The sequence below is a fragment of the Arthrobacter sp. P1_B11 genome, assembly GCF_056406715.1.
The window spans coordinates 40,961-66,734 of record NZ_JBFTZQ010000009.1; the positions used below are offsets into that span (position 1 = coordinate 40,961).

At 64.0% G+C, this 25,774-nt stretch carries 33 protein-coding genes; 17 read left to right on the plus strand and 16 right to left on the minus strand.

Annotation, left to right across the window (positions count from 1 at the left end; all coding sequences use genetic code 11):
- Window positions 1–18 precede the first annotated feature (18 nt).
- From AC1D14_RS09395 to AC1D14_RS09415, 5 genes are all read left to right on the plus strand, one after another.
- Window positions 19–1,278 carry a sensor histidine kinase gene (locus AC1D14_RS09395; protein ID WP_476968337.1) on the plus strand — a complete coding sequence of 420 codons (1,260 nt, stop codon included), beginning with the start codon at window positions 19–21 and terminating at the stop codon, window positions 1,276–1,278.
- Window positions 1,266–1,964 (plus strand): response regulator, encoded by a 699-nt coding sequence (locus AC1D14_RS09400; protein WP_476968338.1) that lies wholly within the window; start codon window positions 1,266–1,268, stop codon window positions 1,962–1,964. The genes AC1D14_RS09395 and AC1D14_RS09400 overlap by 13 nt, the downstream gene beginning before the upstream one ends.
- 107 nt (window positions 1,965–2,071) lie before the next feature.
- Window positions 2,072–2,536 (plus strand): DUF1579 family protein, encoded by a 465-nt coding sequence (locus tag AC1D14_RS09405; protein WP_230118869.1) that lies wholly within the window; start codon window positions 2,072–2,074, stop codon window positions 2,534–2,536.
- A gap of 516 nt (window positions 2,537–3,052) precedes the next feature.
- Entirely contained in the window at window positions 3,053–4,195 is a 1,143-nt protein-coding gene (locus AC1D14_RS09410; protein ID WP_476968339.1) for an EAL domain-containing protein, read from the plus strand.
- A gap of 55 nt (window positions 4,196–4,250) precedes the next feature.
- Window positions 4,251–4,484, plus strand: a complete 234-nt coding sequence (locus AC1D14_RS09415; protein WP_476968340.1) for a hypothetical protein — start codon at window positions 4,251–4,253, stop codon at window positions 4,482–4,484.
- A gap of 57 nt (window positions 4,485–4,541) precedes the next feature.
- Here AC1D14_RS09415 and AC1D14_RS09420 read toward each other — a convergent pair whose 3' ends face one another.
- Window positions 4,542–5,099 carry a putative immunity protein gene (locus AC1D14_RS09420; protein WP_230118866.1) on the minus strand — a complete coding sequence of 186 codons (558 nt, stop codon included), beginning with the start codon at window positions 5,097–5,099 and terminating at the stop codon, window positions 4,542–4,544.
- A gap of 120 nt (window positions 5,100–5,219) precedes the next feature.
- Between AC1D14_RS09420 and AC1D14_RS09425 the strand changes: the two genes are divergently transcribed.
- Window positions 5,220–5,657, plus strand: coding sequence for a hypothetical protein (locus tag AC1D14_RS09425; RefSeq protein WP_476881235.1), 438 nt, complete (start codon window positions 5,220–5,222; stop codon window positions 5,655–5,657).
- Between the two features lie 154 nt (window positions 5,658–5,811).
- Here AC1D14_RS09425 and AC1D14_RS09430 read toward each other — a convergent pair whose 3' ends face one another.
- Together AC1D14_RS09430 and AC1D14_RS09435 are read right to left on the minus strand one after the other, a co-directional pair.
- On the minus strand, window positions 5,812–6,249 hold the full coding sequence (locus AC1D14_RS09430) for a VOC family protein (RefSeq protein ID WP_230118864.1): 438 nt from the start codon (window positions 6,247–6,249) through the stop codon (window positions 5,812–5,814).
- A 310-nt stretch (window positions 6,250–6,559) separates the two neighbouring features.
- Window positions 6,560–6,979 carry a VOC family protein gene (locus AC1D14_RS09435; protein ID WP_230118863.1) on the minus strand — a complete coding sequence of 140 codons (420 nt, stop codon included), beginning with the start codon at window positions 6,977–6,979 and terminating at the stop codon, window positions 6,560–6,562.
- A gap of 249 nt (window positions 6,980–7,228) precedes the next feature.
- On the opposite strand from AC1D14_RS09435, the gene AC1D14_RS09440 reads away from it, so the two are divergent.
- Window positions 7,229–7,582 (plus strand): VOC family protein, encoded by a 354-nt coding sequence (locus AC1D14_RS09440; protein ID WP_230118862.1) that lies wholly within the window; start codon window positions 7,229–7,231, stop codon window positions 7,580–7,582.
- Window positions 7,583–7,840: 258 nt separating this feature from the next.
- Window positions 7,841–8,446, plus strand: a complete 606-nt coding sequence (locus AC1D14_RS09445; RefSeq protein WP_476968341.1) for a dihydrofolate reductase family protein — start codon at window positions 7,841–7,843, stop codon at window positions 8,444–8,446.
- 69 nt (window positions 8,447–8,515) lie between these two features.
- Here AC1D14_RS09445 and AC1D14_RS09450 read toward each other — a convergent pair whose 3' ends face one another.
- Window positions 8,516–8,959, minus strand: a complete 444-nt coding sequence (locus tag AC1D14_RS09450) for a YdeI/OmpD-associated family protein (protein ID WP_476968342.1) — start codon at window positions 8,957–8,959, stop codon at window positions 8,516–8,518.
- Window positions 8,960–9,168: 209 nt separating this feature from the next.
- On the opposite strand from AC1D14_RS09450, the gene AC1D14_RS09455 reads away from it, so the two are divergent.
- The gene (locus AC1D14_RS09455) at window positions 9,169–10,245 is read left to right on the plus strand and encodes a hypothetical protein (RefSeq protein ID WP_476968343.1); all 1,077 of its coding nucleotides are present in this window, start codon (window positions 9,169–9,171) and stop codon (window positions 10,243–10,245) included.
- Between the two features lie 112 nt (window positions 10,246–10,357).
- Here the strand turns inward: AC1D14_RS09455 and AC1D14_RS09460 are convergent, their stop codons facing one another.
- Entirely contained in the window at window positions 10,358–11,041 is a 684-nt protein-coding gene (locus AC1D14_RS09460) for a TetR/AcrR family transcriptional regulator (protein WP_230118859.1), read from the minus strand.
- 96 nt (window positions 11,042–11,137) lie between these two features.
- Here AC1D14_RS09460 and AC1D14_RS09465 point away from each other — a divergent pair, with 96 nt between their 5' ends.
- From AC1D14_RS09465 to AC1D14_RS09490, 6 genes are all read left to right on the plus strand, one after another.
- Window positions 11,138–12,184 (plus strand): NAD(P)-dependent alcohol dehydrogenase, encoded by a 1,047-nt coding sequence (locus AC1D14_RS09465; RefSeq protein ID WP_476968344.1) that lies wholly within the window; start codon window positions 11,138–11,140, stop codon window positions 12,182–12,184.
- The gene (locus AC1D14_RS09470) at window positions 12,105–12,365 is read left to right on the plus strand and encodes an IclR family transcriptional regulator domain-containing protein (protein WP_476968345.1); all 261 of its coding nucleotides are present in this window, start codon (window positions 12,105–12,107) and stop codon (window positions 12,363–12,365) included. Before AC1D14_RS09465 ends, AC1D14_RS09470 begins: the two co-directional genes overlap by 80 nt.
- A 113-nt stretch (window positions 12,366–12,478) precedes the next feature.
- Complete coding sequence (locus tag AC1D14_RS09475) at window positions 12,479–12,958, plus strand: tyrosine-type recombinase/integrase (RefSeq protein ID WP_476968431.1); 480 nt, start codon at window positions 12,479–12,481, stop codon at window positions 12,956–12,958.
- Between the two features lie 679 nt (window positions 12,959–13,637).
- Window positions 13,638–14,282, plus strand: a complete 645-nt coding sequence (locus AC1D14_RS09480) for a hypothetical protein (RefSeq protein ID WP_476968346.1) — start codon at window positions 13,638–13,640, stop codon at window positions 14,280–14,282.
- Entirely contained in the window at window positions 14,254–14,727 is a 474-nt protein-coding gene (locus AC1D14_RS09485) for a hypothetical protein (protein ID WP_476968347.1), read from the plus strand. The genes AC1D14_RS09480 and AC1D14_RS09485 overlap by 29 nt, the downstream gene beginning before the upstream one ends.
- A gap of 253 nt (window positions 14,728–14,980) precedes the next feature.
- A complete protein-coding gene (locus AC1D14_RS09490; protein ID WP_476968348.1) occupies window positions 14,981–15,538 on the plus strand; it encodes a hypothetical protein in 558 nt (185 codons plus the stop codon).
- Here AC1D14_RS09490 and AC1D14_RS09495 read toward each other — a convergent pair.
- The 7 genes from AC1D14_RS09495 to AC1D14_RS09525 form a co-directional block, all read right to left on the minus strand.
- Entirely contained in the window at window positions 15,433–16,632 is a 1,200-nt protein-coding gene (locus AC1D14_RS09495; RefSeq protein WP_230118908.1) for an MFS transporter, read from the minus strand. The genes AC1D14_RS09490 and AC1D14_RS09495 overlap by 106 nt on opposite strands.
- A gap of 193 nt (window positions 16,633–16,825) precedes the next feature.
- Window positions 16,826–18,235 carry an MBL fold metallo-hydrolase gene (locus AC1D14_RS09500; protein WP_230118853.1) on the minus strand — a complete coding sequence of 470 codons (1,410 nt, stop codon included), beginning with the start codon at window positions 18,233–18,235 and terminating at the stop codon, window positions 16,826–16,828.
- Window positions 18,236–18,345: 110 nt separating this feature from the next.
- Window positions 18,346–18,708, minus strand: coding sequence for a thioredoxin (trxA, locus tag AC1D14_RS09505; protein ID WP_230118852.1), 363 nt, complete (start codon window positions 18,706–18,708; stop codon window positions 18,346–18,348).
- A 64-nt stretch (window positions 18,709–18,772) separates the two neighbouring features.
- The gene (locus AC1D14_RS09510) at window positions 18,773–19,069 is read right to left on the minus strand and encodes a rhodanese-like domain-containing protein (RefSeq protein ID WP_230118851.1); all 297 of its coding nucleotides are present in this window, start codon (window positions 19,067–19,069) and stop codon (window positions 18,773–18,775) included.
- A gap of 61 nt (window positions 19,070–19,130) precedes the next feature.
- Window positions 19,131–19,445: a rhodanese-like domain-containing protein gene (locus tag AC1D14_RS09515; protein ID WP_230118850.1), complete on the minus strand. Its 315-nt coding sequence runs from the start codon at window positions 19,443–19,445 to the stop codon at window positions 19,131–19,133.
- Between the two features lie 33 nt (window positions 19,446–19,478).
- The gene (locus AC1D14_RS09520; protein WP_230118849.1) at window positions 19,479–20,237 is read right to left on the minus strand and encodes a sulfite exporter TauE/SafE family protein; all 759 of its coding nucleotides are present in this window, start codon (window positions 20,235–20,237) and stop codon (window positions 19,479–19,481) included.
- Window positions 20,234–20,851: a rhodanese-like domain-containing protein gene (locus tag AC1D14_RS09525; protein WP_230118848.1), complete on the minus strand. Its 618-nt coding sequence runs from the start codon at window positions 20,849–20,851 to the stop codon at window positions 20,234–20,236. The genes AC1D14_RS09520 and AC1D14_RS09525 overlap by 4 nt, the downstream gene beginning before the upstream one ends.
- Before the next feature lie 125 nt (window positions 20,852–20,976).
- On the opposite strand from AC1D14_RS09525, the gene AC1D14_RS09530 reads away from it, so the two are divergent.
- On the plus strand, window positions 20,977–21,234 hold the full coding sequence (locus tag AC1D14_RS09530; RefSeq protein ID WP_476968349.1) for a metal-sensitive transcriptional regulator: 258 nt from the start codon (window positions 20,977–20,979) through the stop codon (window positions 21,232–21,234).
- A 111-nt stretch (window positions 21,235–21,345) separates the two neighbouring features.
- Window positions 21,346–21,771 carry a DUF302 domain-containing protein gene (locus AC1D14_RS09535; RefSeq protein ID WP_230118846.1) on the plus strand — a complete coding sequence of 142 codons (426 nt, stop codon included), beginning with the start codon at window positions 21,346–21,348 and terminating at the stop codon, window positions 21,769–21,771.
- Between the two features lie 125 nt (window positions 21,772–21,896).
- Here AC1D14_RS09535 and AC1D14_RS09540 read toward each other — a convergent pair whose 3' ends face one another.
- Genes AC1D14_RS09540 through AC1D14_RS09555 form a run of 4 tightly spaced genes read right to left on the minus strand, consistent with a single transcriptional unit; the run spans window position 21,897 to window position 25,748 of the window.
- The gene (locus AC1D14_RS09540; protein ID WP_290369761.1) at window positions 21,897–23,072 is read right to left on the minus strand and encodes an alpha-hydroxy acid oxidase; all 1,176 of its coding nucleotides are present in this window, start codon (window positions 23,070–23,072) and stop codon (window positions 21,897–21,899) included.
- 24 nt (window positions 23,073–23,096) lie between these two features.
- Window positions 23,097–23,861 carry an amino acid ABC transporter ATP-binding protein gene (locus AC1D14_RS09545; RefSeq protein ID WP_476968350.1) on the minus strand — a complete coding sequence of 255 codons (765 nt, stop codon included), beginning with the start codon at window positions 23,859–23,861 and terminating at the stop codon, window positions 23,097–23,099.
- On the minus strand, window positions 23,858–24,826 hold the full coding sequence (locus tag AC1D14_RS09550) for an amino acid ABC transporter permease (protein WP_230118844.1): 969 nt from the start codon (window positions 24,824–24,826) through the stop codon (window positions 23,858–23,860). The genes AC1D14_RS09545 and AC1D14_RS09550 overlap by 4 nt, the downstream gene beginning before the upstream one ends.
- 7 nt (window positions 24,827–24,833) lie before the next feature.
- The gene (locus AC1D14_RS09555) at window positions 24,834–25,748 is read right to left on the minus strand and encodes an ABC transporter substrate-binding protein (protein ID WP_476968351.1); all 915 of its coding nucleotides are present in this window, start codon (window positions 25,746–25,748) and stop codon (window positions 24,834–24,836) included.
- Window positions 25,749–25,774: the final 26 nt, after the last annotated feature.

Genomic DNA, 25,774 nt, shown 5'->3' on the forward strand with positions numbered 1-25,774 from the left:
CCGGGTAGAGTCCGGAGCATGACCGGGACGGGGGACGCTGAGCGTCGGGCAGCGGTGCCGGAAGTGGCTTTGACGGAGCCGGTTCCGTCGAACGAACCGATTTTGCGAGGCGGATGGCGTTCTCGCCCGCGAACCACAGACGTCCTGGTCGCTGCCTCGTACACAGTGCCGGCCCTGGTGGCAGCTGTCGCCTTTCACGTCGGCGCGACCGACGGGGGCCAGGGGTTTCTGCTCCCAGTGCTCGCTGTTCTGGGTTCGGGCACTGCGCTGCTGATCCGCCGTCGAACTCCCATCTTTTCGTTGGCCGCCACGGCAGGGATCATGCTCGCCACCTTCGCGGTTCCGGCAAGTTTCGCGGCGATGGCGACAGCCATGGCGCTGTACGCCGTCGCCGTCTACCGGTCAGTGCGGGGCGCCGTCCTTGGCCTGCTGGGGACCGGCGGGATCCTCCTTCTCGCCGCGGTCCTCCTCCCCGGGTCGACGGTGGACCTTGGCCAAGCCGGCCAGGCGATCGTCTTACTCGTGATCGCGGCGTTGGCCGGCCTGAACGTACGCACGCGCCGCGGCTACGTGGCCGCCCTCGTGGACCGCGCCGACCGGCTGATGCGTGAACGGGAGCACCTGGCCAGCATTGCCGCTGCCGCTGAGCGCAACGCGATCGCCCGGGAGATGCACGACATCGTCTCGCACGGGCTGGCAGTGATGATTTCCCTGGCCCATGGTTCGGCAGAGATCGCCCCTACCGATCCTGCCCGCGCCGTGCAAGCCATGCGCCAGGTCGCCGAGACGGGCCGCGTTGCAGTGGCGGACATGCGCCGGATGCTCGGAGTTCTGAACGAAGGCGACAAGGGGGAGTCCGCGGGCGCAGTAGCGCCTGCGCCCGGGGTGGGGGACGTCCAGGCGCTGGTAGAGCTTTTTCGTTCTACGGGCCTTCCCGTGGTCCTGCAGTCGGCCGGTGTTCCTCCGGCCGATCCCGGGATACAGCTGGTCATCTACCGGGTCATCCAGGAAGGGCTCACCAATGCGCTTAAGTACGCGAGAGGCGCCACAGAGATCACGGTTGGCATGCAGTTCAGCGCCGAGGCGATTATGGTCTCGGTGACGGACGACGGGCAACCAGGGGGCGTTCCTGCCGAACGTGCCGGGCATGGCATCGTGGGCATGCGTGAGCGCGTCGCACTGTATGGCGGCACGGTGCAGGCAGGTCCTCTGGCCGGCGGAGGATGGTCCGTGACCGCAGGGTTCCCGCCGCAGAAGAGAGCCCCATGGAAACGGTGACCACCCCGCCCGCGCGCCCGATCCGAGTACTGCTCGTTGATGACCAGACCCTTGTCCGAATGGGATTCCGCATGGTGCTGGATGCCCAGGACGGGGTGGAAGTCGTTGGCGAAGCCGCTGACGGCAGGACTGGAATCGACATGTGTCGGACCCTGTCACCGGACGTGGTGCTGATGGATGTGCGGATGCCGGACACTGACGGCATCGCCGCGACCGAGCTAATCGCCCAGGACTGCCCGCAGTCTCGCGTCATTGTCCTCACGACCTTCGATCTCGACGAGTATGCCTTCGCGGCGCTCCGGGCCGGTGCCAGTGGTTTTCTGCTCAAGGATGTGGGACCAGCTGAGCTGCTCGCGTCCATCAGAGCCGTCGCCGGAGGAGACGCCGCCATTTCCTCCAGGGTCAGCCGCCGCATGCTGGACCTCTTCAGCCAAAGGCTTCCCTCCGGTCCCTCCTCCGGGGATGACGAAGCCGTCGCGGCCCTGACACCGAGGGAACTGGAAATTTTCTCGGCCATCGCCGGAGGACTTACCAACACGGAGATCGGGGCACGAATGTTCGTGACCGAATCAACGGTGAAAACCCACGTGGGCCGCATCCTGATGAAGCTCGGGCTGCGCGACCGCGTGCACGCCGTCATCTTCGCCTACGAACACGGCCTGACCGGCGACCGCCGGCCGGGCTGACTGGCGGACGACTGGGGCGAAGCGTCGTTTTGTGTCAACGCAGGACACGCGTAACTAAAGGCGTGCGCTTACTGGCGGCGCCGGCGCATCCCGGCCAGACTGCCGGTATGACGATTACCGAAACCATGGCCCCGTTCGTGGGCACCTGGCAGGGCCACAACCGGCTGCGCATCATGCCCACGGATGAGTTCCAGGAATCCGTGGCGACTGCGACCGTCACCGTGACCGCCCGGGAGTTCGTGACCATCGAGTACACGTGGTCGCATGAGGACAAGCCGCAGAGCGGACTGCTGCTCCTGGGCTCCGGCCCTGCCTCCGGACCTGGTGCGGCAGCGGTGTGGGTTGATTCCTTCCACTCCGGGCCGGAATGGATGAACTTTGCCGGGGAAATCGGCGACGACGGCGTGGTCAGGCTGACCGGCTGGTACGCCGCCCCGTCCGGGCCTGACTGGGGCTGGGAGATCCACATCGAGCCCGGCGACGGCAACAGCGGACGGATCACCATGAACAACCTGGTGCCCGAACGTGATCCGTACCAAGTGGTCGAAGCCGTGTACCGCCGGCAGGCCTAGGCTAGTCTCTCCCATCTATAGCGGCTTGTTGCTTCACTGTGCTCATTGCCGTCAGGCGCTTATGCAGGCGTGCGGCAATGCCGGCATGAGGTCGATGGCCAGTTCGGTTTTCATATGAGACGACTTCGAAACCTGCCGCAGCGAGCATCTGAACGGCCTCTTTAATGGGCCATGAGTATCCGGGGGTATGGCGTGTGGCTGGTTAGTGATGCCACACGGAACGGGATACCAGGAAATCGTGCTGTCGCTTGCTCGATGAACGCTGGTACGAGGTCGACCCCCTCGACGGCGGTGCCGACTGTAGCCCGCAAGCCCAAAGTCGCCAGGTTGCTGCGATCCTGCTCGTTGCCGACGACCTTGAGCCGGCCGCGGCAGAGCAGGAGACCAGTGAAGCCGTGCACCGCCTAGGGCGCATCTTGCCTACTGTTGACGGTATTGTCATCACACCCGGTGGCCTCCACGGATCCGGAACACCAGTCAGCAGCGGTACGAACACCGGAGCAAGGAAAATAGCCGATGTCGAACGACGAGTTCACCTTCCCGCCGACTCCTGGCGCGTCACCCGTACCGGATCCGGGCGGGCCAGGATCACGGCCAAGGGGTCTTGGCAGTGGTCTGCAAAGGCAGGTGGCGGAGGTCATCCGCCATGTGCTGGAGGATCCGGATCCTGAAGGCGAGTGGGCCAGAAGCCAGCTGCGTGAACGCCTCGCCGCCTACCCGGGACACCCTGAGCGGGCGTTGCTGGAACATCTGATCCTGACCAGAAGCCTGACGGGTGCGGCCGAGGACGCGACCGCACCCCGCCCGGGGGAGGGCTCCGCCGAGACGGCGTTCCCGTTCGGCACCCATGACCTTGACCAGGGCTCCTTGGATGCCGGCCGGATACACCGGATTGAAGACGTGTTGGAGAATCGGATGGTGCTGACGGCCCTGCAGCCCATCCGAAGACTGCCCAGCGGAAACGTCCTCGGGTTCGAGGCACTGGCACGATTCGTCAGCACCGACGGCTCCCGCGCTGCCACCTGGTTCCGGGACGCAGCTGCCCTCGGCCTCGGCATGGACCTGGAAATAGCAGCCCTTGAAAGTGCGATCACTGCCGGGCAGGAGATCCCTTCCCCGCTGTTCATCGCCGCCAACCTCAGCCCGGCCGCCATCACCGATCCCAGGGTCCAATACCTGCTGCTCACATCCGCCCTGCCGCCGGAGAGGATGGTCATCGATTTCACCGGGCATGACAGCGAAGGGCAGCGTGCAGGGGAAGACTGGGAAGCCATTAGCGTCGCCCTGGATCTGCTTCGCCGCAACGGCGCGAGCTTGTCCATGGACTTCTCCAGTGAGGACCGTTCCATCCTGCGCATCCGCGAAATCCGTCCGGACATCATCAAACTTGACCGGGATTTCATCAGTGGGTTGGTTCACGGTCAGGCCGGGGAGGCCGCCGCCGCGGTGCGCGGACTGGCCCGTGAAACAGGAGCGGTGCTGGTCGCCGAAGGAATTGAAACGCAGGCCGAACTCGACGCAGTCATCGAAGCGGGCGTGACAGCCGGACAGGGCTTCCTGCTGGGGCGGCCGTCGGCGAACCCCGCTGACTGGACCTCGTGGGTCGCCCTGACGCATAGCCGCCCCGACGGCTCGTCCCCACTGCGCCCCGGCCTCTAGCGGCTCTAGCAGCCAGCCCTCTGGGGTGCGTTTCATATGCGGGGAGGTCCGTACCGTGGCCGCCATGGCCGCCGCTGTCATCTCCCGGTTCCGTCGCCTTGCTGGCACCGCCCTTGTCATCATCTGGTTGGGACGCCTTGCTGGCACCGCCCTTGTCGTCATCTGGTTGGGACGCCTTGCTGGCACCGCCCTTGTCGTCATCTGGTTGGGACGCCTTGCTGGCACCGCCCTTGTCATCGCCAGGTTCTGCTGTGACGGTGGTGCCGCTGCCGCTGCCGCTGCCCGCTAAAGGTTCGGCCACCGGGCACCAACAGTACGGTGATCGACCGGCTTACGGGCGGCGGATTCAGCTGGAGGAGGCAGACTGGTCAGGGCGAGCCAAATCGGCCTGGATCGCGCGGATAATCGAGGCGAGGATTCCGGACGCGAGAAGTCCTGACCCCAGCGGGCCGGCGGAATTCCCACCCAGCGGTGGCAAGCGCCGAAGCGCGGACCGGGCTTCGGCAGTCATGTGCTCGAGTTGCCAGTGGACCTCGTCGTCGACCGTCTGGGGCCGATCGGGCGCTGCCAGTCCGGCCGCTTTCGCGGCATACGCTGCTGCCCCCAAGGCGTGCGCGCCCATGTGGGCGACGGATGCGGCTTGCGTGGCAGACCGGGCGGCAGCCACCGCAGCAGGGCTATTCACCTCGCGTGCGGCACGGCCCGCAACAAACCGCCGGCGGATCTCTTCGGCGGCACTGCGCTCACCGCGAGCGAAGGCCCGGGCTCGGGCGATGGCGTCGCGGGGGCGACCATCTGCCGGTGCCTCTGCCTCAAATAAAGCCAGGACTCGCTCAGCGCAGTCTGCGGCCCAAATCGCGACGACGCGGCGCTCGGCCTCGCTTAGCGTCTGCGGAGAAGCCATATCAGTACCGTACACACCGCTCGCAGACCCATCCCCCTAGGCGACGCCAAGCGTGACACGCAGCCCTGCGGAACGACGCTACGGAGCGCTGGGCTCACCCTCGCCTGCAAGAATGGGCGCATGGCTGAGTCGAAAGGTTCTGGGTCCAAGTTCACCCCCGAGGAGCGGGCCGCAATGAAGCAGCGCGCCAAGGAGCTAAAGGAGCGGCAGAGCGCCGCCGAGGCCTTACAGTCGGTTCTCGACAAGATCGCCTCACTTGACGAGCCGGACAAGAAAAACGCTGAGCGCATTCACTCGATCGTCATGGGGGTCGCCCCGTCGCTGGCCCCGAAGCTGCTCTACGGCAGCCCCGCCTATGCCAACGCGGACGGCAAGCCCGTGCTGTTCTACCAGGAGCGCGCGAGGTTCAAGGCTCGCTACGGCAACCTCACGTTCTTCGGGCCGGCACAGCTCGACGATGGCACAATGTGGCCCACGTCATACGCCATCACCGAGCTCTCATCGGCCGACGAGAAGGTCATCGCGGAGCTGGTACGGAAGGCCACTGGCCAGCTCTGATTCACATCGCCCTGATACCGGGTTGGGGCCGTCTCACGTGGGGTGCCTGCCCGGCAACGAGGAGACCGAGTGAGTGTCCGCAAGCCCGTCCTTCACCGGACAGTCTCTGGACCCTGAGGCCTGGCAATACAGGCCAATTGGGCCGATTCGGGTGTCAGTCTTTCTTCAGTTCCTGGGCGAGCATCACGAGGATTCCGCTGGGGCCGCGGAGGTACGTGAGTTTATAGACGTCCTTATAGGTCGCCACACCGCGTAGCGGATGGCATCCGTGCTTTGCAGCTACCTCGAGGGCCTTATCGATGTCGTCTACCGAGAAGGCCACGCGGTGCATGCCAATGTCGTTGGGCCGAGTCGGGTTCGACTCGATCGCCTCGGGATGGATGTATTCGAAGAGCTCGAGTCGACCATGACCATCTGGGGTCTGGAGCATCGCGATGTTGGCATGGTTTCCATCAAGTCCAACGGCAGTATCGGTCCACTCGCCCTTGACCGTGTCACGGCCGACGAGTGTAAGACCGAGATCGGTGAAAAAGGCGATTGCTGCTTCGATGTCGCGAACAGCGATACCCACATTCTCAAATTTGATGGCCATGCGTTGAAAGCTACCAAAGCGGAGCTATTAGCTCCAGTGGCGAGACGCCACTGTCTGTCCGTTGGCCGATCGGCTAACGGGCGGCCGGGGGTGACATTTGTCGCTGCGATTCACATGACCGCTGTCGGTCATTCCTGTTTTTGGCGGTCGAACCGTGGCGGTTTGACCAAAATCAGCCCATGGTGGGCGGTAAGTGGGCCGCGCGCAGCCTTGCAGCAGCACTCATCACCGACCACAAACGGACTGAAACCGTGCTTGGGAAGTGCCTAAGTGAAGTGTCGCGGGTTCAACGAAGTGGGACGCTTCCATGTCAGCCAGTGACGACGTCTGCCTCCGTGATGCCGTCCGCGTGTCCGGGAGGCCACTCGACCAGCTCGATTTCGTATCCGTCGGGGTCAGTGAGAATCGCCGTAAACGGCGGCCCGTCGGCGTCACCGTGTCGAACCACCGGCCCCGGTTTCAGGCCCGCGATGGTCAACCGGTCCAAGGTTGCCCCTAGATTGTCCACCTGCACCGCAAGGTGCTCGAAGCCGCCGGGGTCCACCGGTCCGGCAGCCGGGCGATGGACCAGTTCCAAAGAGACAGCCGGCTCCTCGGGAAGCTTGAGCAGGGAGAGAGTCGACTCACCATCGAGTTCGACGGTGCTCAGGACCTGGTAGCCGAGGATGGAGTAGAAGGTCAGGGAAGCCTCCCGATCGGAGACCCGGTAGGCGGGAAACAGCGTTTTCAACGGTTGAATCCTCCATGAGATAAGGCTGGGTTGGCGAGGCCGCGGCTGGACTCTATCGAGTGATGTTTCGCAACTATTAGACAAGAAACTAAGAGGTTCCGTCGATAGGTCCGCGCGGGTCCTCAACATGCAGGTGAGTGTTCCGTGTGTCCCACACCTAGCTCCCAGCTCGTATTCCTCGGCCGGGACAGTTGGTGTGCTGCTCGTGTCATTGTCCCCGGCCCGGCTCCTGACCAATAGGCTGGGCTGATGACCTTGGAATGGGAACAGGTGATCGTCCACTCGCTCGATCCGATGACCTTGGGGCAATGGTGGGCCGAGGCGCTCGGCTGGATGGTGGTCCACTCCTCCAATGACGAATTCGAGATCCGCGCCGAGCCGGATCGCCTGCCGGGGTTGGACTTCGTCCGGCTCGATGAGCCCAAGAAGGGCAAGAGCCGACTGCATCTGGACTTCAGGCCGGATGACCAGGACGCCGAGGTGGCTCGTCTCGTGGCTCATGGCGCAAAGCGTGTCGATATCGGCCAGGGTGAGCAATCTTGGGTCGTGTTGGCCGACCCCGAAGGGAACGAGTTCTGTGTCCTCGGCCGACGGCGCCAGTGACGAGCGTCTGGTGCGAATCGCTTTGAGCTGGGGAAGGCTTAACCGCCCACTGATGCTGCTTGACCCGGAGGTGGTCATCTAAGGCTAGGGAGCAGTCCATGTGCGTTATTCGGTAGCCCGCCCTTGACCGCGACCTCCGCGGGAGGTGCCCAAGGCTAGCGGTATGGCTCGGTTTCGGGCAGAGTTTCGGAGCAAGGTCCGGGATCGCCGATGAAGCGTCTCCGAGGGAACAGAGCGGCGGCAATGAAACTGACGACAATGACGCAGATCACCGTTGACGGAGTGGTGCAAGGAAACGGCCACGCGACCGATGATGAGCGCAGAGACGGGTTCGAGCGCGACGGGTGGGCCATGGGGGTCTTCGATGACGAGACCGGGGCGTTTATCACCCAGACGTTCCGGCGCGCCGATGCTTTCTTGTTTGGCCGGCGAACCTATGAGATCTTCGCGGACACGTGGGGCTCGAACGAGCAGATGCGCGCACACCCGATCGGTGTGGCGTTGAACAAGGCACCCAAGTACGTTGCATCGAACACGATAACCGATCCGCACTGGGCGGGCACGACCGTCCTCTCGGGCGACCTTGCGGCGGCCGTCGGCGAATTGAAGGCCCAGCCAGGAGGTGAGCTGCAGGTGCACGGCAGCGGAGCCCTGGTCCGGTGGTTGCTCGAGCACGAGTTAGTCGACGAGCTCACGCTGCTGATTGTCCCGGTGGTCTTGGGTCAGGGCACACGGCTGTTCCCCGAAACGGGCTTGGACGTCGCGCTCGACCTGGTTGATTCGCGAGCCGACACGAAGGGCGTGACGATTCAGGTCTACCGACCGGCCGGGCGCCCGCACTACCACCCTGCGCGCCCAGCCTGAGGGAAGTGGCATGCGCCGGTTGGATCGGAGCCCTTGGCGCAGGACAGAACTCCGGCCGCTTCGGCCGGCCTACTTCTTGCCTGTCTTGAGGTCGGCCACCACCTTGGTGATCCGGCGTGAGCGCGTGTCTTCCGTTTTTGCATCCGCGATCGGCTCCACGTATCGCCGCTGGCTGCTGTAGTTGAGCGTCGCGTAGAACGCTTTCGCCTCGGGTTCGGCATCCAGGGCGGCGGCGAGGTCTTCGGGAACATTGATGACCCGCGGCTGTGTGTCCAATTCGACGTCGACCTCAACAGTGTCTCCGGCCGACGTGCCGGTCAGTTCCCGGTTGGCCGCGCTGACCCCCACCATGTTGTGGCCGCCCATCACCGCGATGCTGCTGCGGTAGCTTTGGCCGTTGATGGTCACGACTACCGGCGGCCGCCTGCCGGCATTGAGTGCGTTGACGATGTCCTCAGGAATCTTAATGCCCGCTTTGTTGCCGCTGCCTTGAATGGTGGTGGTGAATTTCATGTTCACAGTATGCCTTCCCTCAAAATCCATGCATCCGTGGCCCGCCTCGGTGGAGGGCACGACGCGTCTGGGAAGGGGTGATTCTGACAGCACCGACCGAAGCCGGGCGGGATTCTGGCAGCGAAGATTCATGTCGCCGACTCTTGGAGTTCAGTTCGTGCCAATAGCCTCGTCCGGGGATTCAGAGACCAACGACGAGGAGAGTTTTCATGCGTTCAATGACAAGATTCGCGATCGCAACGGCCGGGGCCGTCCTGCTGTCGACCACGTTGCTGGCTCCGCCCGCGCTGGCGGCCAACAACGGCAACGACGCAGGTCAGTTTAGCGGCGACGGGCACCAGGGCAACACCAATGGCTTCAGCTTCGGAGTGATCGGCGACGTGCCCTACGGTGACGCTGAAATCCAGGCGTTCCCGTCCTACATTGAGGACCTCAACGCGCACAAGGAACTGAGCTTTGTCGCACACGCCGGCGACATCAAGAATGGATCTTCCCAGTGCTCTGACCAGTACTTCGAAGCCATCAGGAAGAACTTTGACAGCTTCACCGCACCGCTCGTCTACACCCCGGGCGACAACGAGTGGGCAGACTGCCACCGCTCGAACAACGGAGCCTACAACCCCTTGGAAAGACTAGCCAAGGTTCGGGAACTCTTCTTCCCCAAGGCCGGGTTCACACTCGGTGCACCCATGAAGGTGAAGTCGCAGGCCAAGGAAGGCTTCCCGGAGAACGTCAGCTTCCGCAAGCATGAGGTCGCCTTCACGGCCGTCAACATTCCGGGCAGCAACAACTCGATGCTGCCTTGGACCGGACTCGGCCAAACTCAGCCCACTGCCGCCCAACTGAATGAGGTCCAGCAGCGGACCCGAGCGGATATCGAGGAGTTGAAGGCCACGTTCCGGAAGGCGCAGAACCGCGGTGACCGGGCCGTCGTCGTGATGACTCAGGCCGACATGTTCGACCCGACAATCGCGGCTCCGTCCCAGGCTGATTTCGGTGCTTACAGGACCCTGGTGCAGACCTTGATCGAGGAATCGAACTCGTTCAGCGGTCCCGTCTATCTGATCAACGGCGACAGCCACGTTTACAACCAGGACCACCCCCTCGCGGCTGGCTCTGCGTGGCTATCCTTCTACGGTCAGGCCACAGCGGCGAAGAACCTGACGCGAGTCACTGTGGATGGCTCCAACAATGCAAAGGACTGGCTCAAAGTCACCGTCAATCCGGAGGGTTCAGAGAGCGTCATGTCGTTCGACCGGATCCCGTTCACGCACCCGGCTTCGTAGCGGGTCCGTGAGTGGTTGAGCGGCCACTGCCACGAGGGACTGGAGAAGGTATCCCCGCCGTGGTCGATGATGGTTTTGGTGATCGGTAGTCGAGGATCACGTTCGCGAGCGGTCAGGTGTGGCGGGCTCCACCGGCGTGCTGAAGCGACCTCGCCAGGCCTTCGAGAACCAGGTCAAGCCCGAAGTTAAACTCCGCACCGTAGTCGTAGCCGGGTTTCATGATGTGCTCAATCGAGAACTCGGCGAGGTGCGGGTAGTCCTCGGCGGAATACCGATCCATCATCTGCTCGGCGACTTCGGTGACGGTCTCGGGGCCGTTGATGGGCAGTGTGGCTTCGGAGAGGGCGAACCCATACACGTAAGCGTCCATCAAGGCAAAGGCGTGTGCGGTCATCTCCACCGAGAAGCCCGCCTCACGCAGGGTGCCGATGACGGCGTCGTGGTGCTTCAGCGTCGCCGGGCCGGGGCTTGTTCGCGTCTCCACGAGACCGATCGCCCAGGGGTGACGCCGCATCGCTTCACGGGCGGAGGCGGCCCGCCGTCGCATCTCGGATTGCCAATCGCCGCCGACTGTGGGCAGTTCGATCTCGCTGAAGACGATGTCCACGATGCCGTCGAGGACCTCGTCCTTGTTGGCAACGTGGTGGTAGATCGACATTGGCTTGGCCTCGAGCGCGTTGGCCAGCGAGCGCATCGTCAAGGATCCAATGCCGCCGGCATCGGCGATCGCGACGGCGGCGCGCAGCACCAGCGCCCGGCTGAGCCGGGGGCGGCTCTCGTTCGTTCGTGCAGGCATCCAGACTCCAGAGTTTCGTTCGGGCCATAGACCGTTCGTACTAAGTACGATACATTAAACGTACTTAGTACGGCAAACTGACTGGAAGGTACCGACATGACGAATCCCAGAAGCGCGAAGTCCGCGGACAACACGGCAACCGCCGACACGATGCAGGCCATCGTTCAGGACGGATACGGCCCCGTCGACGTCCTCCGACGCGGCAGGATCGCGCGGCCCGAGATCGCTGAGAACGAAGTGCTGGTCCGCGTGCACGCTGCAGGCATGGACCGCGGGACGTGGCACATGATGACGGGCCGCCCCTACCTCATGCGCGTCATGGGGTTCGGATTCCGTGCGCCGAAGAATCCGGTGCCCGGGTTCGACGTCGCCGGCACGGTCGCCGCCGTCGGATCCGCGGTGTCCCGGTTCGCCGTGGGGGATGAGGTGTACGGGATGGCCCGGGGCTCGTTCGCCGAGTACGCCGCGGCGCGGGAGGACAAGCTCGGCCACAAGCCGGCGAACCTGTCATTCGAGCAGGCGGCGGTGGTTCCGATCTCGGCCGGTACCGCCCTCCAGGCCCTGCATGACGCCGGGCGGGCGGAGCGTGGGCAGAAGGTGCTGATCCTGGGCGCCTCGGGCGGCGTCGGTTCCTACGCCGTGCAGCTGGCCAAGGCCCTCGGAGCGGAGGTCACCGGCGTAAGCAGCACCGCGAAGACCGATCTGGTGCGTTCCCTCGGCGCCGACCATGTCTTGGACTACACGCAGGATGACTTCGCCGACGGAACGCGTCATTACGACCTGATCCTGGACATCGGAGGGAACCCGCCGCTTTCACGGCTGCGGCGCGCCCTCACGCCCACCGGAACGGCCGTCATCGTCGGAGGTGAGGAAGGCGGCAGGTGGACGGGCGGCTTCGGCCGGAGCCTGCGGGCACCATTGGTGTCCCTGTTCGTACATCAACGCCTGACCATGCTCGCTTCCAAGGAACGCGCCAGCGACCTCGAACGGCTCACCCCTCTCATCGAGACCCGCCAGATGACGCCGAGCATCGACAGGACGTACACGCTCGATGAGGTTCCGGATGCCATGCGCCATCTCGAAGCCGGAGACGTGCGCGGCAAAATCGCCATCACCATTCTCACCGAAGAAGGAAAATCATGAGCACGCGAACCCGGCACCCGTCTTCAACCGGCGCGGCGAAGTCGTGGCCGGCCTGAGCATCGTGACGCTGGAGCACAGAATCGATGCGGAAGAGCGCGAACTAAGCATCGAGTCACTGCGCGCGTCGGCGTCGAAGATCAGCGACACGCATTGGCGCCGAACATGTGCTCGGGCCTGTTGACTGAACTTCGGGGAGACTGAACCCAGGCTTTCCGGAGAGGTGGTCATCGTGGACGAAATGCGGCTGAAGCTGCTCGAGGGGTCAGATCGCCGGATGATCTGGTTGACGAGCTGATCGGTGCATTACGGACAAGCCGGGACCGGGCGCTCGTGAGCCTGTACCTGTCCACGGGTGCCCGGGCGAGCGAGCTTCTCGGTGTCCGGCGTGACCAGGTGGACTGGGCCAGGCAGCGCGTCTGGGTGGTTTCAAAAGGGTCCCGGACCCTGGAACCGGTGCCCGCCTCTCCGGAGTCCTTGCAACATTTGGCGGCATATTTCCATGAGCACAGCACCCCTGGACCGGGCGAGCCGATCTGGCGGGCCCTGCATGGGAAGCCGCGACCGTTGAATGACCACGCGGCGCGCAGGGTCCTTCAGCCCGCGAACACGGCGCTGGGAACGGACTGGTCGCTGCATGATCTGCGGCACACAACAATCGACCGGGTGGTGACCGACCCGAATCTGACATTGCACCGTATCTGCGGCCGCGGATTGACGAGGTCTTGCAAAAGGTACAGGAGCACTTTGCCGCACAGCGGCCGGAGCCGACGCTGACGCCCGGCTATGACGCGGACGACTTCACGGTCGTGTCCGGTGGTTAAAGGACTCACGCATCCGGAACAGCGGCGCCTCGAGCCGGCATCGGCCGGAGAACGCAGATCCGCAGCGTCATCACGCCTGCCCCGGCAACCCTGCCCCGGCAACCCTGCCAGCGGTCCGGCCGCGCCCGCAAGGAGACCTGGATACAGCGACTCTCGAGACGATCAGCGGTCTGGTCGATAAGATCTGGCCGCGGTCCCAACCGAGGTGCTCGCTGCGCCGCGCGGGTTTGAGGTGGCTGCTTGGCTACCTCGAGGGGCACCCGGGCCGGTCATGGCAGCAACGATGGGTGGCATCGGGTCTGAACGACGGGGACCGCCGGATCCGGGAACTGACTACAGGGGATCTTCGTCTGGACGGGGAGCTGGGCCATTCGCTCCTGCTGCCGTGCTGCCGTGCGGCCTGCGAGTGATCCGGCCGCCTTTGGCGGCGTTCCGGGTCAACAGCTTCGTGCGCTATCACGAACTTTTCGAGGTTGCGCAGAACGATCCGGATCTGGAGCGGTTTCTGGCGTTGGTCGACGGGCACGAAGCCTCGGGGCATTTCAAGCGGTTCGCCCGCTTCGATGTTGCCGCCGCGCTGACGACCCAGGGCATCGCTTTCGCCGATCTGAGCGCGGAAGCGCTGCTTCATTATGCGATTGCCACCCGCGAGGGCGGCTGGGGGCGCCGGCTACGAGTCCTACGTCGGTCACCTCGCCTGGCAGGTGATGGCCGAGTCCGGTCACTTCCCCGCGCACGTTCCTGCCACGTTGCGCGGAGCGAAGCGTGCCCCGGCGATGACGCCTGCAGAGCTTGTTGACCGGCACAACGTCACCGACCCGGACATTCACGCACTGTTCGTGGCTTACCTGACGCGCCGCAGCCATGACATCGACTATTCGACTCTGCGGGATATCGCAGCGGACCTGTGCGGAAAGTTCTGGACCGGGGTCCGGAAGGTCAACCCCGCACAGGCGGATCTCGCCCTCGCGCCGGAAGATTATGAGAGCTGGAGGGCCGTCCTGGAGATCCGCGGCGACGGGCAGCCGCGTCTGAGCGCGGACGCAGTTCTGACGACAATCCGGGCCTTCTACGTCGATATCCAGGGCTGGGCAGCCCAGGAACCCGAACGCTGGGCCCGATGGGTTTCCCTGCCCCATTGGCAGGAGGGAAACCAGGTCACAGGCGAAAACGAAACGCCGAGGCAAGGAACGCATGGATGGCCGAATACGCCTGCTTCAACCGCTCCTTCCTGCTTTCGTGGCCGCTGTGACCGCCCGCCGGGACCACCTGCATGACCTCCTGAACGCAGCGACCGATGCCGAACCCTACCAGGCACTGACGATCGGAGCGAAGAACTATCGAAGGCTGTTCACCGTCGGTGACGCCCGGCATGCACAGCGTCCCGGCCATGCCAACATTCGGGTGCGGGTGCTCGATGAGTCGACCGGACAGAAACTTAACGTCACGTTCACCGAGGACGGCGCGTTCTGGCAGTGGGCAACCGTTGAGGCCTTGCGGCACACCGGGCTGCGTTGTGAGGAACTTCTGGAGCTACCCCAATTGAGCATCCGCCAGCATGCCCGGCCCAACGGGGAAGTTGTGGCCCTGTTGGTGGTCGCCCCGTCCAAGACCGACCGTGAACGCGTAATCCCGATGACCGCCGAGCTGTTCCATGTGGTCGCGACCATTATCCGCCGCCTCACCCGGAACCGGCGGGGCGCCTCTGGCGACCCGCTGTGACCCGTACGAACGGATCACGAGTGAGCCGCAGCCGTTTCTGTTCCAGCGCACAATCCGGCAACGCACCGAGGTCATCAATCCCGGGACGCTGCGCGCAGAACTCGGCAAACTCAGCGATGTCCCGGCCGTAGAGCACCCGGCGCTGGCCGGATGCCGGCTACCCCACACGACTTCCGCCGCCTGTTCGCCACCGACCTCGTCAACCACGGCCTGCAGATCCACATCGGCAGCCGCCCTCCCTGGACACGTGGACGTGCAGACCACCCACGGCTACGTTACCGTCTTCCAGGAACACGTCATCCGCCACTACCAGACCCACCTCGCCGGCCCCCGGGCGGCCAGGGCCGCACGGGAATACCGGACCCCGACCAAAACTGAATGGGCCGAATTCGAAGAGCACTTCGATAAGCGCAAAGTCGAGCTCGGCAACTGTGGGCGACCCTACGCCACCCCCTGTGAACACGAACACTCCTGCATCCGATGCCCCCTGCTCCAGGTGGACCCTGGTATGATCGGCCGCCTCGACGAGATCAACACCAACCTCATCGCCCAACGCGAGCTCGCCCACACAAAAGGCTGGCTCGATGAGCTCAAGGGCATCGACCTGACCCTCCGATTCCTCCACGACAAGCGCGCAGATGCACAACGGCTGGCCCGACTGATTTGGGCATCCCGGTCATCCGTCCTTGAAGGGGTTCCACTCGTTCATCCCTGGGCGCGGTGGTCGCTGTTTCGCATCCGTGCAGCCACGATGAGCCCGGAGAGGGCAGTCAGGCCGGCGACGACGGCGACGGCTGCCGCGATGCCGTAGGCGTCGGCGATGAGGCCGGAGAGCAGGGCGCCGACGGCGAACCCGCCGTCTCGCCACAGCCGGTAGATACCAACGGATCGGGCCCGCCATTCGGGGTGGGCGACGTCGCCGATCGCTGCTAGCAGTGTGGGGTAGACCATGGCGGTGCCGGTACCGAGCAGGACGACGGCTGCCAGCCAGGTTCCGAAGTCATTCCCGAGGGCGACCATGCCCAGCGCCAAGGCCTGGACGAGCATGCCTCCGATGATCAGCGGTTTGCGGCCGATCCGGTCCGAGAGGGGACCGGTGATCAGTTGCCCGGCGCCCCACACGGCCGGGTACACGGCGGCGAGGACACCGATGCGTTCGATGCCGAGCCCTGCGGCGGCGAACAGGACAGGAAACAGTCCCCACGCCAGGCCGTCGTTGAGGTTGTTCACCATCCCGGCCTGGCTGACGGAGGACAGGGACTTGTCCCGGAAGCTCGTCAGGGTAAACACCTCACGGTTGCTCAGCCCGGCCTGGGTTCCTGCGTGGGCCGGGACATGCCGGGCGGCTTCGGCTTTGGCGTGGTGGTGTGTCTCGCGGACGGTCAGGACCGAGAGTCCGAGGCCGACGGCGATGAAGGCCGCGCCGAGCAGGAAAGGCCCGGGACGCAGTCCGTAGGTGGAGGCGATGTAGCCGGTGGCCAGGGCGGTGCCTGCGACGCCGAGGTAACCGGCTGCTTCGTTCAGGCCCATTGCCAGGCCGCGGCGTCCGGGGCCGACGAGGTCCATTTTCATCATCACGGTGGTGGACCAGGTCAGGCCCTGGCTGATGCCCAGCACCACGTTGGCCGCGACGATCCACCCCCAGGAATCCGCGAAGATCAGCAGCAGCGGGACCGGGAGGGCGATGAGCCAACCGGCCACGAGGACCGGTTTGCGGCCGTGCCGGTCCGAGAGGGTTCCGGCGAAGTAGTTGGTGGCGGCTTTCGCCACCCCGAACGCCAGAATGTAGGTCAGGGATGAGGTGTACTGGTCGAGGTGGAAGACTTTTTCGGCGAGCAGCGGCAGCACGGTGCGCTCCTGGCCGAGGGTCCCGCCGACGAGGGCGTTGACGGCAACGAGGAGCATGAACTGGGCCAGGTTCTGCCGCAGGCCCAGTGTGATGGCATCCCTTTGTCCGGGACGCGGTGGGGAAGACGTGCTGCCGGATCTCACGGATACGCTCCAGGTGTCAGTACGAGGCGGCGGAGGGCACAGCTTGGCGGCGGCCGGGTTTCGGGCCGCCGCCAAGGCTTTCATCCAGGGCTGATGCTGCTTGTGTTTAGTTGCTGGACACGGCTTCGCGTGCCTGCTGCCAGGCCGTCCAGGCGGCGTAGCTGCCGTCGAGTTCGACGACGTCGTATCCGGCGCGGCGCAGCGCGCTGGCGGCTACGGAGTTCCGGACCCCGGACTGGCAGTAGGTCACGATGGTGCCTTCTGTGGGCAGTTCGTCCAGGTGCCATATGACGCGGCCTCCGCTGAGCTGGTGGGATCCGGGGATGTGCCCGGCGGTGTGCTCGGTGCGGTTGCGGACGTCCAGCACCATGGCCGCATCGAAGCAGGCCAGGTCCGCTGGCTGGATCAGCTTGGGCGTGAACGGGGGGAGTCCCTCGATGCTGGTGACGTAGCCGGCGACGTTGTCGATTCCGACGCGGACCAAATGGTCCCACATCTCCTGCGCCTGTTCTTGGTCAGCGGCCAGGAGCACCAGCGGGTTCTTGTCGGTTTCGGGGTTCACGATCCAGGCGCCGTAGCTGGCCACCGACTTGCCGGCCGGAACGTTCAGGGAACCGGCGACGGTGCCTTCGTGAACTTCCGCATTGGGGCGGGTGTCGATGAAGGTGACGTTGTCCTCGGCGAGGTTCTTGGCGACGCCGGCGGGATCCAGCTCGGCCAGCGAGGTGCGTTCGCCCATGACGGCCGGGCCTTCACGGTTTTCGCGCTTCATCCGCCCAAAGTACGCATGCGCGTCGGGCTGGCCGTCGAGGAGTTCGTCGATGAAGCCCTGCTCATCGTTCGCGGCGAGGTAGGGACCCCACCAGGCGTAGAGGCGCTCATAACCAACCGTCGATGACGGGATGGCACCAAGGGCCTTGCCGCAGGCGCTGCCGGCCCCGTGGGCCGGGTGGACCTGGACGTAGTCCGGCAGGGTCAGGAACTTATCCCGCAGGCTGGCGAACAACTGCTTCGCTCCGACGAAGCGGGTGTCGAAGCCGCCGGCGGCTTCGTCGAGCAGGTCGGGGCGTCCCAGGTCCCCGGAGAAGACGAAGTCGCCGGAGAGCAGGTAGCCGGGCTGGTCGCTGAATGCGCCGTCGGTGACCAGGAAGGACAGGTGCTCCGGGGTGTGTCCCGGGGTGTGGACGGCCTGGATGCTGATGTTGCCGACGGTGATCTTGTCACCGTCGTAAAGGCGTTCGCCGTCGAATTCGTACTGCCAGTCCGGCCCGCCTTCACCGGAGACGAAGATTTTCGCGCCGGTGGCGGCAGCGAGTTCGCGGGTGCCGGAGAGGTAGTCGGCGTGGATGTGGGTTTCGGTGACGGCCACGATCTTCATGCCGTTCTTCTCGGCCAAGTCCTGGTAAACGGCGATGTCGCGGCGGCCGTCGACAACGACGGCCGTGCCATTGGCCTGGCAGCCGATCAGGTAGCTGGCCTGGGCAAGGTCCTCGTCGTAAATACGCTCGATAAGCATCTGGTGTTCTCCTTCGTGAGGGGAAGTTAGGTGTTTGTTCTTTACTCATTCTAATACCCCGGGGGGTATGCGGCAATGAGGGATGTGCCATTCTGTTGGGGCTGCGGGTGTTATGGGTGTTGCGGTGCGGCGTGGGCCCGGAGTTCGTTCATGTCCAGGTTCTTCACGGCCTGGATGACTTCTTCGAGTCCTGTGGCGTTGAGTGCTCCGGGCTGTGAGAAGACCAGCGTTTTGTCCTTGAACGCCATGAGGGTGGGAATGGAGGTGATGCTGGCCGCCGCGGCGAGGGCCTGTTCGGCTTCAGTGTCGACCTTGGTGAACGTGATGTCCGGGTGCCGTTCGGCGGCGGCGCCGTAGGTGGGGGCGAACATGCGGCAAGGGCCACACCAGGCTGCCCAGAAATCAACGAAGACGATGTCGTTGTCCTCCAGGGTTTCAGCGAAGTTCTGTTCCGTGATGTCGATGGTTGCCATGAATCCTTCATGTCCTTCCGGTGCTGGGTAAAGCCAATATGTGGTCCTGCCCTTTGTCGCGTGGTCAGGTGGTGGGGAGCCCTGCGCGGGTCCAGGCGATCATGCCGCCGGCCATGGTGTCCGCGGCAAAGCCGGCCCCGTTCAGTGCCTCGGCGACGCGGGCGGAGCGATTGCCGCTGCGGCAGACCGCGATCACGGGCACTGTGGGGTCCAGCTCGGACAGTCGTGCCTGCAGCTGCCCCATGGGGATATGCAACGCTCCCGGGATCATGCCTTCGGCAACTTCAAAGTCCTCGCGGACATCCAGGATCCGGGCCGTGGAACGGCGCTGGTCGGCTTCGTTGACAGTGATTTCAGCCATGGGCTTCTCCTTCGAACGGGTTCGGCTGTTGTTCTTAGCGGACGGGTTGGCCGGCCTGGCGCTAGGCGCCCATGCCGCCGCGCAGGGAATACGCCTCATAGCCCTTTTCAGCGAGCATCCGGGCGGCGGAAGCGGATCGGACCCCCGACTGGCACATGGCTATCACGGGTCCGGTCTTCTGGATGCCGGTCGTGCTGCTGTGGAGCCTGTCCATGGGGACATGCTTGGCCTGCGGGGCCCGTCCGGAGCGCCATTCCTGGACGGTGCGAACGTCGATCAGGGCGGCACCGGAGGCCAAGAGTTCCTTCGCCTCAGCGACGGATACCTTCTTGTAGGGCTTGCTGAAGGCCTTCTTTAGGGAGCTGATGAGTCCCATGACGTTCTCCTTTGTTTCGGCAGGGTGGGTTCTTCAGGCGGTAACGGTGCCCGCAGTGACCCAGGCTGCGACGGCAAAGATGAGCACCGCGAATGAGATGCGGATGTGCTTGTCGTTGAGGTGGCGGGCGAGCCGGGCAGCGAAGAGGGATCCGAGGATCGCCGGGACCGCGAAGGACAGGACGCTGGGCCACTCGATGGTAAATCCAGTGGCGTGGGCACCGAAGCCTGCGGCCGAATTGATCACGATGATGGCCAGGGATGACCCGACGGCTTGTTTCATCCGCAATCCCAGAAACAGTGTGAGGGCCGGGGTGATCAGGAAACCCCCGCCTACACCCAGCAGTCCCGTGAGGAACCCGACGAGGACACCTACCCCCACGGCCTTGGGGGCACAGGAGCGGAAGGAGCGGTTGGGCCCGGTGCTGCACGAACCCTCCGTTTCCGTGGTCCGCATGAGCATCCGGATCCCCGCAATCACCATGATCACGGCGAAGGCGAGCATCAGGATGTTTGGATCCAGCAGCCGGCCTACTGCAGTCCCGCCCCACGCGGCGGGGATTCCCGCGGTACCGATAATCAGGACCACGGGCCAGTTGATGCCTTCGCGCAGCCGAGGGATCAGCGCCGCCAGGGAGGAGATGCCCACCACCAGCAGGGAGGTTGGGATGGCCTCAGCAGGGGTCATGCCCACGCCGTAGACCAGGGCAGGGACGGCGATGATCGACCCCCCGCCGCCGACTACACCGAGAACGATCCCGACGAAGAGCCCCAGTGACAGGGCCGCAATCATGCTGCCGGTGTCTGCCTGGCGTCGGCCACCGGCAGCTGCAGGATGGCGCTTTCGCGAGTGGGTTCCTTGGCGGCCCTGTTCCATGGCATCGCCGAGATGGCCTGGCCCATGGCGCAGGTGTTGGTGGCCGCGGAGAAGGTCAGACCTGCCCCGATGACGCCGGCAAGCGTCCGGATCTTAGGGGAGACGAACTTCCCGCCGGCCAGGCCAAGAACGACCAGGGACCCTGCGGCGAGGCGGACCTGGCGCTCCAGGTCCCAACGGTCTTTGCCCTTGACGACGTCGCCGCCGGCGGTAGCGAATCCGGGGACGCCGCCGGTCAGAACGTAGGCCGTATCGATGCCGGAACCGGCGAGGCGCTGACGTGCCTGCTCGGCGCGGGCTCCGGACTGGCAGACGAGGACGACGCGGCTGCCCAGGCGGGCGGCCAGTTCGTCGGTGTGTTCGGACAACAGCGGCAGCGGAACGTTGTAGGAGCCGCGGATGTGCATGGACTCGAACTCAGCGGCGGAGCGCACGTCGATGACCGCAAGGTCCTGATGCTCGGCGATCCAGCTGCGCAAGGTCTCCGGCGCCAGGGCGGTAATGGCGGTGGAGGGGGAAGGGGAAGTCATGGGGGCCTCTCAAGAGGAGTCGTTGGTGGATACCCCACCGAGTATTGCAGATACCCAAGGGGGTATGCAAAACACCCTAGGGGGTATATAGTGGATGGCAAGACGACCACGCCTTTGGAGACTTCATGCAACTCGATCCGACCGAACTGACCCCTGTGGTCAACCGCCTCAAGCGCGCCCAGGGACAGCTCGCTGCTGTCACCCGCATGCTGGAGGAGGGGAAGGACTGTAAGGACATCGTCATGCAGCTGGCTGCCGTCTCAAAGGCCCTGGACAGGGCCGGCTTCGCGATCATCGCCAGCGGCCTGGAGCAGTGCATCGTCCGCGAAGACACCACGATGGACAAAAAAGAACTGGAAAAGCTCTTCCTCTCCCTCGCCTAAAAAGCAGGGACCCCAGAACCCCCGTGCCGGGGCGATTTCCCCCCAAGCTCCCCCGGCACGGCCCCGACCTGAACCCGGACATATCTGGCACGACGTATGAGGAGCAGGCTCATGAGCTATACCCACACCGTTACCGTCCCGCTGTCCTGGGAAGACGCTGTCCAGCGCACCCGCGAGGCGCTTGGTGAACAAGGCTTTGGCATACTCACGGAAATCGATGTCCGCGCCACTTTTGAGTCGAAACTCGGCACCGAGGCCGCCGACGCCGTCGGCGACTATGTAATCCTTGGCGCCTGCAACCCCACCCTGGCGAGCCGCGCCCTCGCAGCCGAACCGGAACTCGGCGCACTGCTTCCATGCAATGTCGTTATCCGACGAGGCAAGGACGCGCGCGAAACCACCGTCGAAGCCATAGACCCACAAACCATGGTCCAGCTCAGTGACAGTCCAGTCGTCCGGGAGGTCGCCGACGATGCTGATGCCCGACTCCGCAAAGCTCTCGCCGGGCTCGGCAATTCAAAAGACATCTCCAACTGACCAAAGTGTGGGCACTTGCAAAGTGCAGAGAAGAGTTGCTGTCCGGAAAGATCGGTTCGACGCTGCTGCCACGTGCGCGTTGCTCGTCGACCTGTGCTGCAATATGCATGCCCCATGCACCGGGATTACACGAGCATGCTTTCAGATATCTGGGAGTGGCTCGGGCCCACGAAGACGGTCTTGTCCAGCTCCGCAACGGAGGCCTTGCCGACGAAGCCCATGGCCCCCTTCAGTTCCTCATGGAGAATGCCGAATGCGTGGTCAACTGCGGGTTCTCCGCCGGTGGCAAGGGCGTAGGCGAACGGGCGGCCGGCAAGCACTGCCCGAGCTCCCAGTGCCACTGCCTTCACGATGTCGTGGCCGCGCCGCACTCCGCCGTCAAGATAGATTTCCGCCCGGCCGCCGACGGCCTCCACGATTGAAGGCAGGACGGCGATGGTGGCAGGCTGGGAATCGAACTGCCGGCCGCCGTGGTTGGAGATAAAGATTCCGTCCGCCCCTTCGTCCGCAGCCCGCGCAGCATCCTCGGGATCCATGATTCCCTTGATTACGAGGTTTCCCGACCATTCCGAGCGGAGCTTAGCGAAGTCGTCCCAGGTGGCTGCGGGATTCTTGTGGGACGCCATCCAGCTGTTCATTTCATCCATCCGGAGCGGACGGCCGTTTACCTGGTAGTTTCCGTAAGTCATCTGCCGGCCAGTGAGCCAGCGGTACAGCCACCCCGGGCGGGTTGCCGCGTTGAAGTAGTCTGCAACCGGAGGGCGTGGCGGCATGGACAACCCGTGATGGAGATCGCGTTCGCGTTTGCTTGAAGACCCGACGTCGCCGGCGACCACCAGCGTATCCACGCCAACTGCCCGTGCCCGCTTGATGTAACTGGCGGTTTCTGCGGGATCTTTCCAGAAAGCAACCTGGGCCCACAGGTTGTTTGGAGCCACCTTGGCAACTTCTTCAAGCGAGCATCCTGCCCAGGCGCTGTGAATGAAAATCGATCCCGCCCTGACCGCCGCCCGGGCAACGGCAGGATCAGAACCCGGGTGGAATATTGTCAGCATTCCCATCGGCGCCACCATGAGCGGCATCGCCAGGGAGTGTCCAAGCACTGTGGTGGATGTGTTCATCCCCGTGACGTCCACCATGGAACGCTGGCGAAGCATCAGGGCGTCAAACCGCTCCTCGTTGGCCCGCATGGTGGTTTCGTCCAGCGCGCCACCCTCCAGGTAGTCAGAAATCATCCTCGGAAGGTGCTTCCGGGACGCCCTGCGGTAGTCGTCGATGCTGACAATCCATTTTTTTCTCAAGATTCCTGCTCCCAATGTGAAGGTCTAAAGTACTTTCGCCAGAAACTGCTGGGTCCGCTCGTGCCGGGGGTCTCGCAGGACGATGCGCGGATCGCCCTGCTCGACGATGCGGCCGTCGTCCATGAAAATCAGGTGGTCGCTGACTTCTCGGGCAAACCCGATTTCGTGGGTTACCACGATCATCGTCATCCCGGCATCGGCCAGGCCCCGCATGACGTCGAGCACCTCGCCCACCAGTTCCGGATCCAGGGCGGACGTCGGCTCGTCAAAGAGCATCAACCGCGGCTCCATTGCCAGAGCCCGAGCGATCGCTACGCGTTGCTGCTGCCCGCCGGACAGGGAACCCGGATATGCGTTCGCCTTGGCTGCCAGTCCAACCCGCTCCAGGAGGGCCCGGGCCCGCTCCTGGACGACCTTGCGCTTTTCCTTTTTCACCCTGATGGGTGCCTCACAGACGTTTTCGAGCACAGTCATGTGGGGAAAGAGGTTGAACCCTTGGAAAACCATGCCGATGTTCTCGCGGGACCTCGCGGCCTCGGCGTTGCTCTGCGCGTGCACCCGACCCTTCTTGATCTTCACCCCAACCGGCTGTCCTTCAAAGAGGATGTAGCCGCCGTCGAGCGTCTCTAACTGGTTGATACAGCGCAGGAACGTGGACTTGCCGGAGCCGGACGGTCCGATGATGCAGGTGACATCGCCTCTATTGATCGTCAGGTCGATCCCTTTAAGGACGTTGAGGTCGCCGAACTGCTTGGCAACGCCTCTGGCCTCGACCACTGTGTCGTTCACGATTGGACCTCCTGCGCGGCGGTGGTGCGGGACCACAATGCTCTGGCTTTGCGGCGACGGCGGGACATGCGTCCCGGTGTTGCCGTTCCTCTGTTGAAATGCCGTTCGATGTAGAACTGGCCCAGGCTCAGAATGCTGGTGACCAGCAGGTACCAAAGGCTTGCAGCAATGAGGAGCGGGATGGTTTTGAAATTCGCGCTGTAGACGAGCTGTGCGGAGTACAGCAGTTCCGGAAAGGCCAGCACGCTGACCAGGGACGTCGTCTTGAGCATCGAAATAGTCTGGTTGCCTGTGGGCGGAATGATGATCTTCATTGCCTGGGGCAGGACGATCCGCCAGAGTATGGTGACCCGCCTCATCCCGAGCGCCTTGGCGGCCTCCGTTTGGCCGCGGTGGACGCTCAAGAGGCCTGCCCGAACGATCTCGGACATGTAGGCCCCCTCATTGAGGCCGAGACCCAGGATCGCGGCGAGGAACGGGGTGATTATCACGTTGGCGTCAACTGAGAAGAACTCGGGTCCAAACGGAACCCCGACAGCGAGCCGCGGATAGATGGCGGCGATGAAACCCCAGAAAAGGAGTTGGACGAACACCGGCACACCACGGAAGATCCAGACCAGGAAAGCTGCGACCCCGGCAATGATGAAGTTCGGGGCGAGCCTGGCAAGTGCCAGCAAGACCCCGACAATAATACCGACAGCCATTGAGATGACTGTCAACTGAAGAGTGCGCAGCAGGCCGGTAAACAGTCGCTCGGAGGTGAACCAGCCGAAGACGACTCCCCATTCAAAGCGGGGATTGGTAACCAGCGAGTAGCCCACCAAAAAAATCACAAACAGGACAATTGCAGCAGTCAACCACAGCAGCCCGTGGTGCTGATGTGGACGTCCCAGAAGAAGTTGACGGTCTATGCCGTCGTCACTGTCAAGGGCGCTTGCGCCTGACGCCGTGGCTGTGTCGCTCATGACCGTCCTACTGAGCCTTGTTGAACGCGAAGTCCGAAATGGCACCGGTGCCTACACCCCACTTGTCGAGAATCTCCTTGTACTTGCCGCTCTTGGCAAGGGACTTCATACCGAGTTGCACCGCCTTCTCCAGGCCGGCTCCCTTCTTGAACCCGATGCTGACGGGCGACACGTCCCTCTCACCAAGCAACTCAATCTGGCCGCCCTGCTTGATGGCGTATCCGAGAGTAGGGCCGTCAACGTACACGGCATCGATGCGGCCGGCAGTGAGCGCAAGGTTGGGTGCCTGCATATCGGGGTAGGTCATGGCTTGGATGGCTTCCTTGCCCGCGGCTGTGCATGCTTCGGAGAGCGCCGGAAGCCTCTTGAGGTCCTGGAATGATCCCTTCAGCACGCCCACGCGCTTGCCGCACAAAGTGTCCACGGTGAGGTGCTGGGGATTTCCCGGGGCGACACCGATCCCGCTTCCGGACTGATAGTAATCGACGAAATCGAGCACCTTCATCCGTTCGGCAGAGGGCGACATCTGCGAAATGGCCATGTCGAACTTACCGGCGGCGATGCCGGGAATGATTCCGTCGAACGGTCCACTGACGACCGTGGTCTTGAGCCCAAGTGTCTGCCCCAAAGCGGCCGCGACTTCGGGGTCCACACCGACGGTGGTGGTCCCGTCTCCGGCCATGAAGTGAAGCGGCGGCGAACTCTGACTCATGGTCACCGTGAGCGTTCCCTTGTCGCGGGCGGCCTGAGGAAGTGCTGCTGCAGCGGCGGCGTCGGTTTCAACCGCCGCGGTGGAGCCCGAAGTTTTTGCCGCTTCTGGAGCAGTTTCGCTGACCGTTGAAGGGTTGGAGCACCCCGTGAGTAGTGCGCCTGCCAGGGAGACTGCAGCGAGGGACAAAAACGTAGTTCGGAGCTGATTCATCTGCACACCTTTTTAGAGTCGAGTTC

Excerpts from the sequence above, each read along its gene's own strand:
- AC1D14_RS09395 (WP_476968337.1), top strand. The coding sequence starts at position 19 with ATGACCGGGACGGGGGACGCTGAGCGTCGGGCAGCGGTGCCGGAAGTG.
- AC1D14_RS09400 (WP_476968338.1), top strand. The coding sequence starts at position 1,266 with ATGGAAACGGTGACCACCCCGCCCGCGCGCCCGATCCGAGTACTGCTC.
- AC1D14_RS09405 (WP_230118869.1), top strand. The coding sequence starts at position 2,072 with ATGACGATTACCGAAACCATGGCCCCGTTCGTGGGCACCTGGCAGGGC.
- AC1D14_RS09410 (WP_476968339.1), top strand. The coding sequence starts at position 3,053 with ATGTCGAACGACGAGTTCACCTTCCCGCCGACTCCTGGCGCGTCACCC.
- AC1D14_RS09420 (WP_230118866.1), bottom strand. The coding sequence starts at position 5,099 with ATGGCTTCTCCGCAGACGCTAAGCGAGGCCGAGCGCCGCGTCGTCGCG.
- AC1D14_RS09425 (WP_476881235.1), top strand. The coding sequence starts at position 5,220 with ATGGCTGAGTCGAAAGGTTCTGGGTCCAAGTTCACCCCCGAGGAGCGG.
- AC1D14_RS09430 (WP_230118864.1), bottom strand. The coding sequence starts at position 6,249 with ATGGCCATCAAATTTGAGAATGTGGGTATCGCTGTTCGCGACATCGAA.
- AC1D14_RS09440 (WP_230118862.1), top strand. The coding sequence starts at position 7,229 with ATGACCTTGGAATGGGAACAGGTGATCGTCCACTCGCTCGATCCGATG.
- AC1D14_RS09445 (WP_476968341.1), top strand. The coding sequence starts at position 7,841 with ATGACGCAGATCACCGTTGACGGAGTGGTGCAAGGAAACGGCCACGCG.
- AC1D14_RS09450 (WP_476968342.1), bottom strand. The coding sequence starts at position 8,959 with ATGAAATTCACCACCACCATTCAAGGCAGCGGCAACAAAGCGGGCATT.
- AC1D14_RS09455 (WP_476968343.1), top strand. The coding sequence starts at position 9,169 with ATGCGTTCAATGACAAGATTCGCGATCGCAACGGCCGGGGCCGTCCTG.
- AC1D14_RS09460 (WP_230118859.1), bottom strand. The coding sequence starts at position 11,041 with ATGCCTGCACGAACGAACGAGAGCCGCCCCCGGCTCAGCCGGGCGCTG.
- AC1D14_RS09465 (WP_476968344.1), top strand. The coding sequence starts at position 11,138 with ATGACGAATCCCAGAAGCGCGAAGTCCGCGGACAACACGGCAACCGCC.
- AC1D14_RS09470 (WP_476968345.1), top strand. The coding sequence starts at position 12,105 with ATGCCATGCGCCATCTCGAAGCCGGAGACGTGCGCGGCAAAATCGCCA.
- AC1D14_RS09480 (WP_476968346.1), top strand. The coding sequence starts at position 13,638 with ATGCGATTGCCACCCGCGAGGGCGGCTGGGGGCGCCGGCTACGAGTCC.
- AC1D14_RS09495 (WP_230118908.1), bottom strand. The coding sequence starts at position 16,632 with ATGCTCCTCGTTGCCGTCAACGCCCTCGTCGGCGGGACCCTCGGCCAG.
- AC1D14_RS09500 (WP_230118853.1), bottom strand. The coding sequence starts at position 18,235 with ATGCTTATCGAGCGTATTTACGACGAGGACCTTGCCCAGGCCAGCTAC.
- trxA (WP_230118852.1), bottom strand. The coding sequence starts at position 18,708 with ATGGCAACCATCGACATCACGGAACAGAACTTCGCTGAAACCCTGGAG.
- AC1D14_RS09510 (WP_230118851.1), bottom strand. The coding sequence starts at position 19,069 with ATGGCTGAAATCACTGTCAACGAAGCCGACCAGCGCCGTTCCACGGCC.
- AC1D14_RS09515 (WP_230118850.1), bottom strand. The coding sequence starts at position 19,445 with ATGGGACTCATCAGCTCCCTAAAGAAGGCCTTCAGCAAGCCCTACAAG.
- AC1D14_RS09520 (WP_230118849.1), bottom strand. The coding sequence starts at position 20,237 with ATGATTGCGGCCCTGTCACTGGGGCTCTTCGTCGGGATCGTTCTCGGT.
- AC1D14_RS09525 (WP_230118848.1), bottom strand. The coding sequence starts at position 20,851 with ATGACTTCCCCTTCCCCCTCCACCGCCATTACCGCCCTGGCGCCGGAG.
- AC1D14_RS09530 (WP_476968349.1), top strand. The coding sequence starts at position 20,977 with ATGCAACTCGATCCGACCGAACTGACCCCTGTGGTCAACCGCCTCAAG.
- AC1D14_RS09535 (WP_230118846.1), top strand. The coding sequence starts at position 21,346 with ATGAGCTATACCCACACCGTTACCGTCCCGCTGTCCTGGGAAGACGCT.
- AC1D14_RS09550 (WP_230118844.1), bottom strand. The coding sequence starts at position 24,826 with ATGAGCGACACAGCCACGGCGTCAGGCGCAAGCGCCCTTGACAGTGAC.
- AC1D14_RS09555 (WP_476968351.1), bottom strand. The coding sequence starts at position 25,748 with ATGAATCAGCTCCGAACTACGTTTTTGTCCCTCGCTGCAGTCTCCCTG.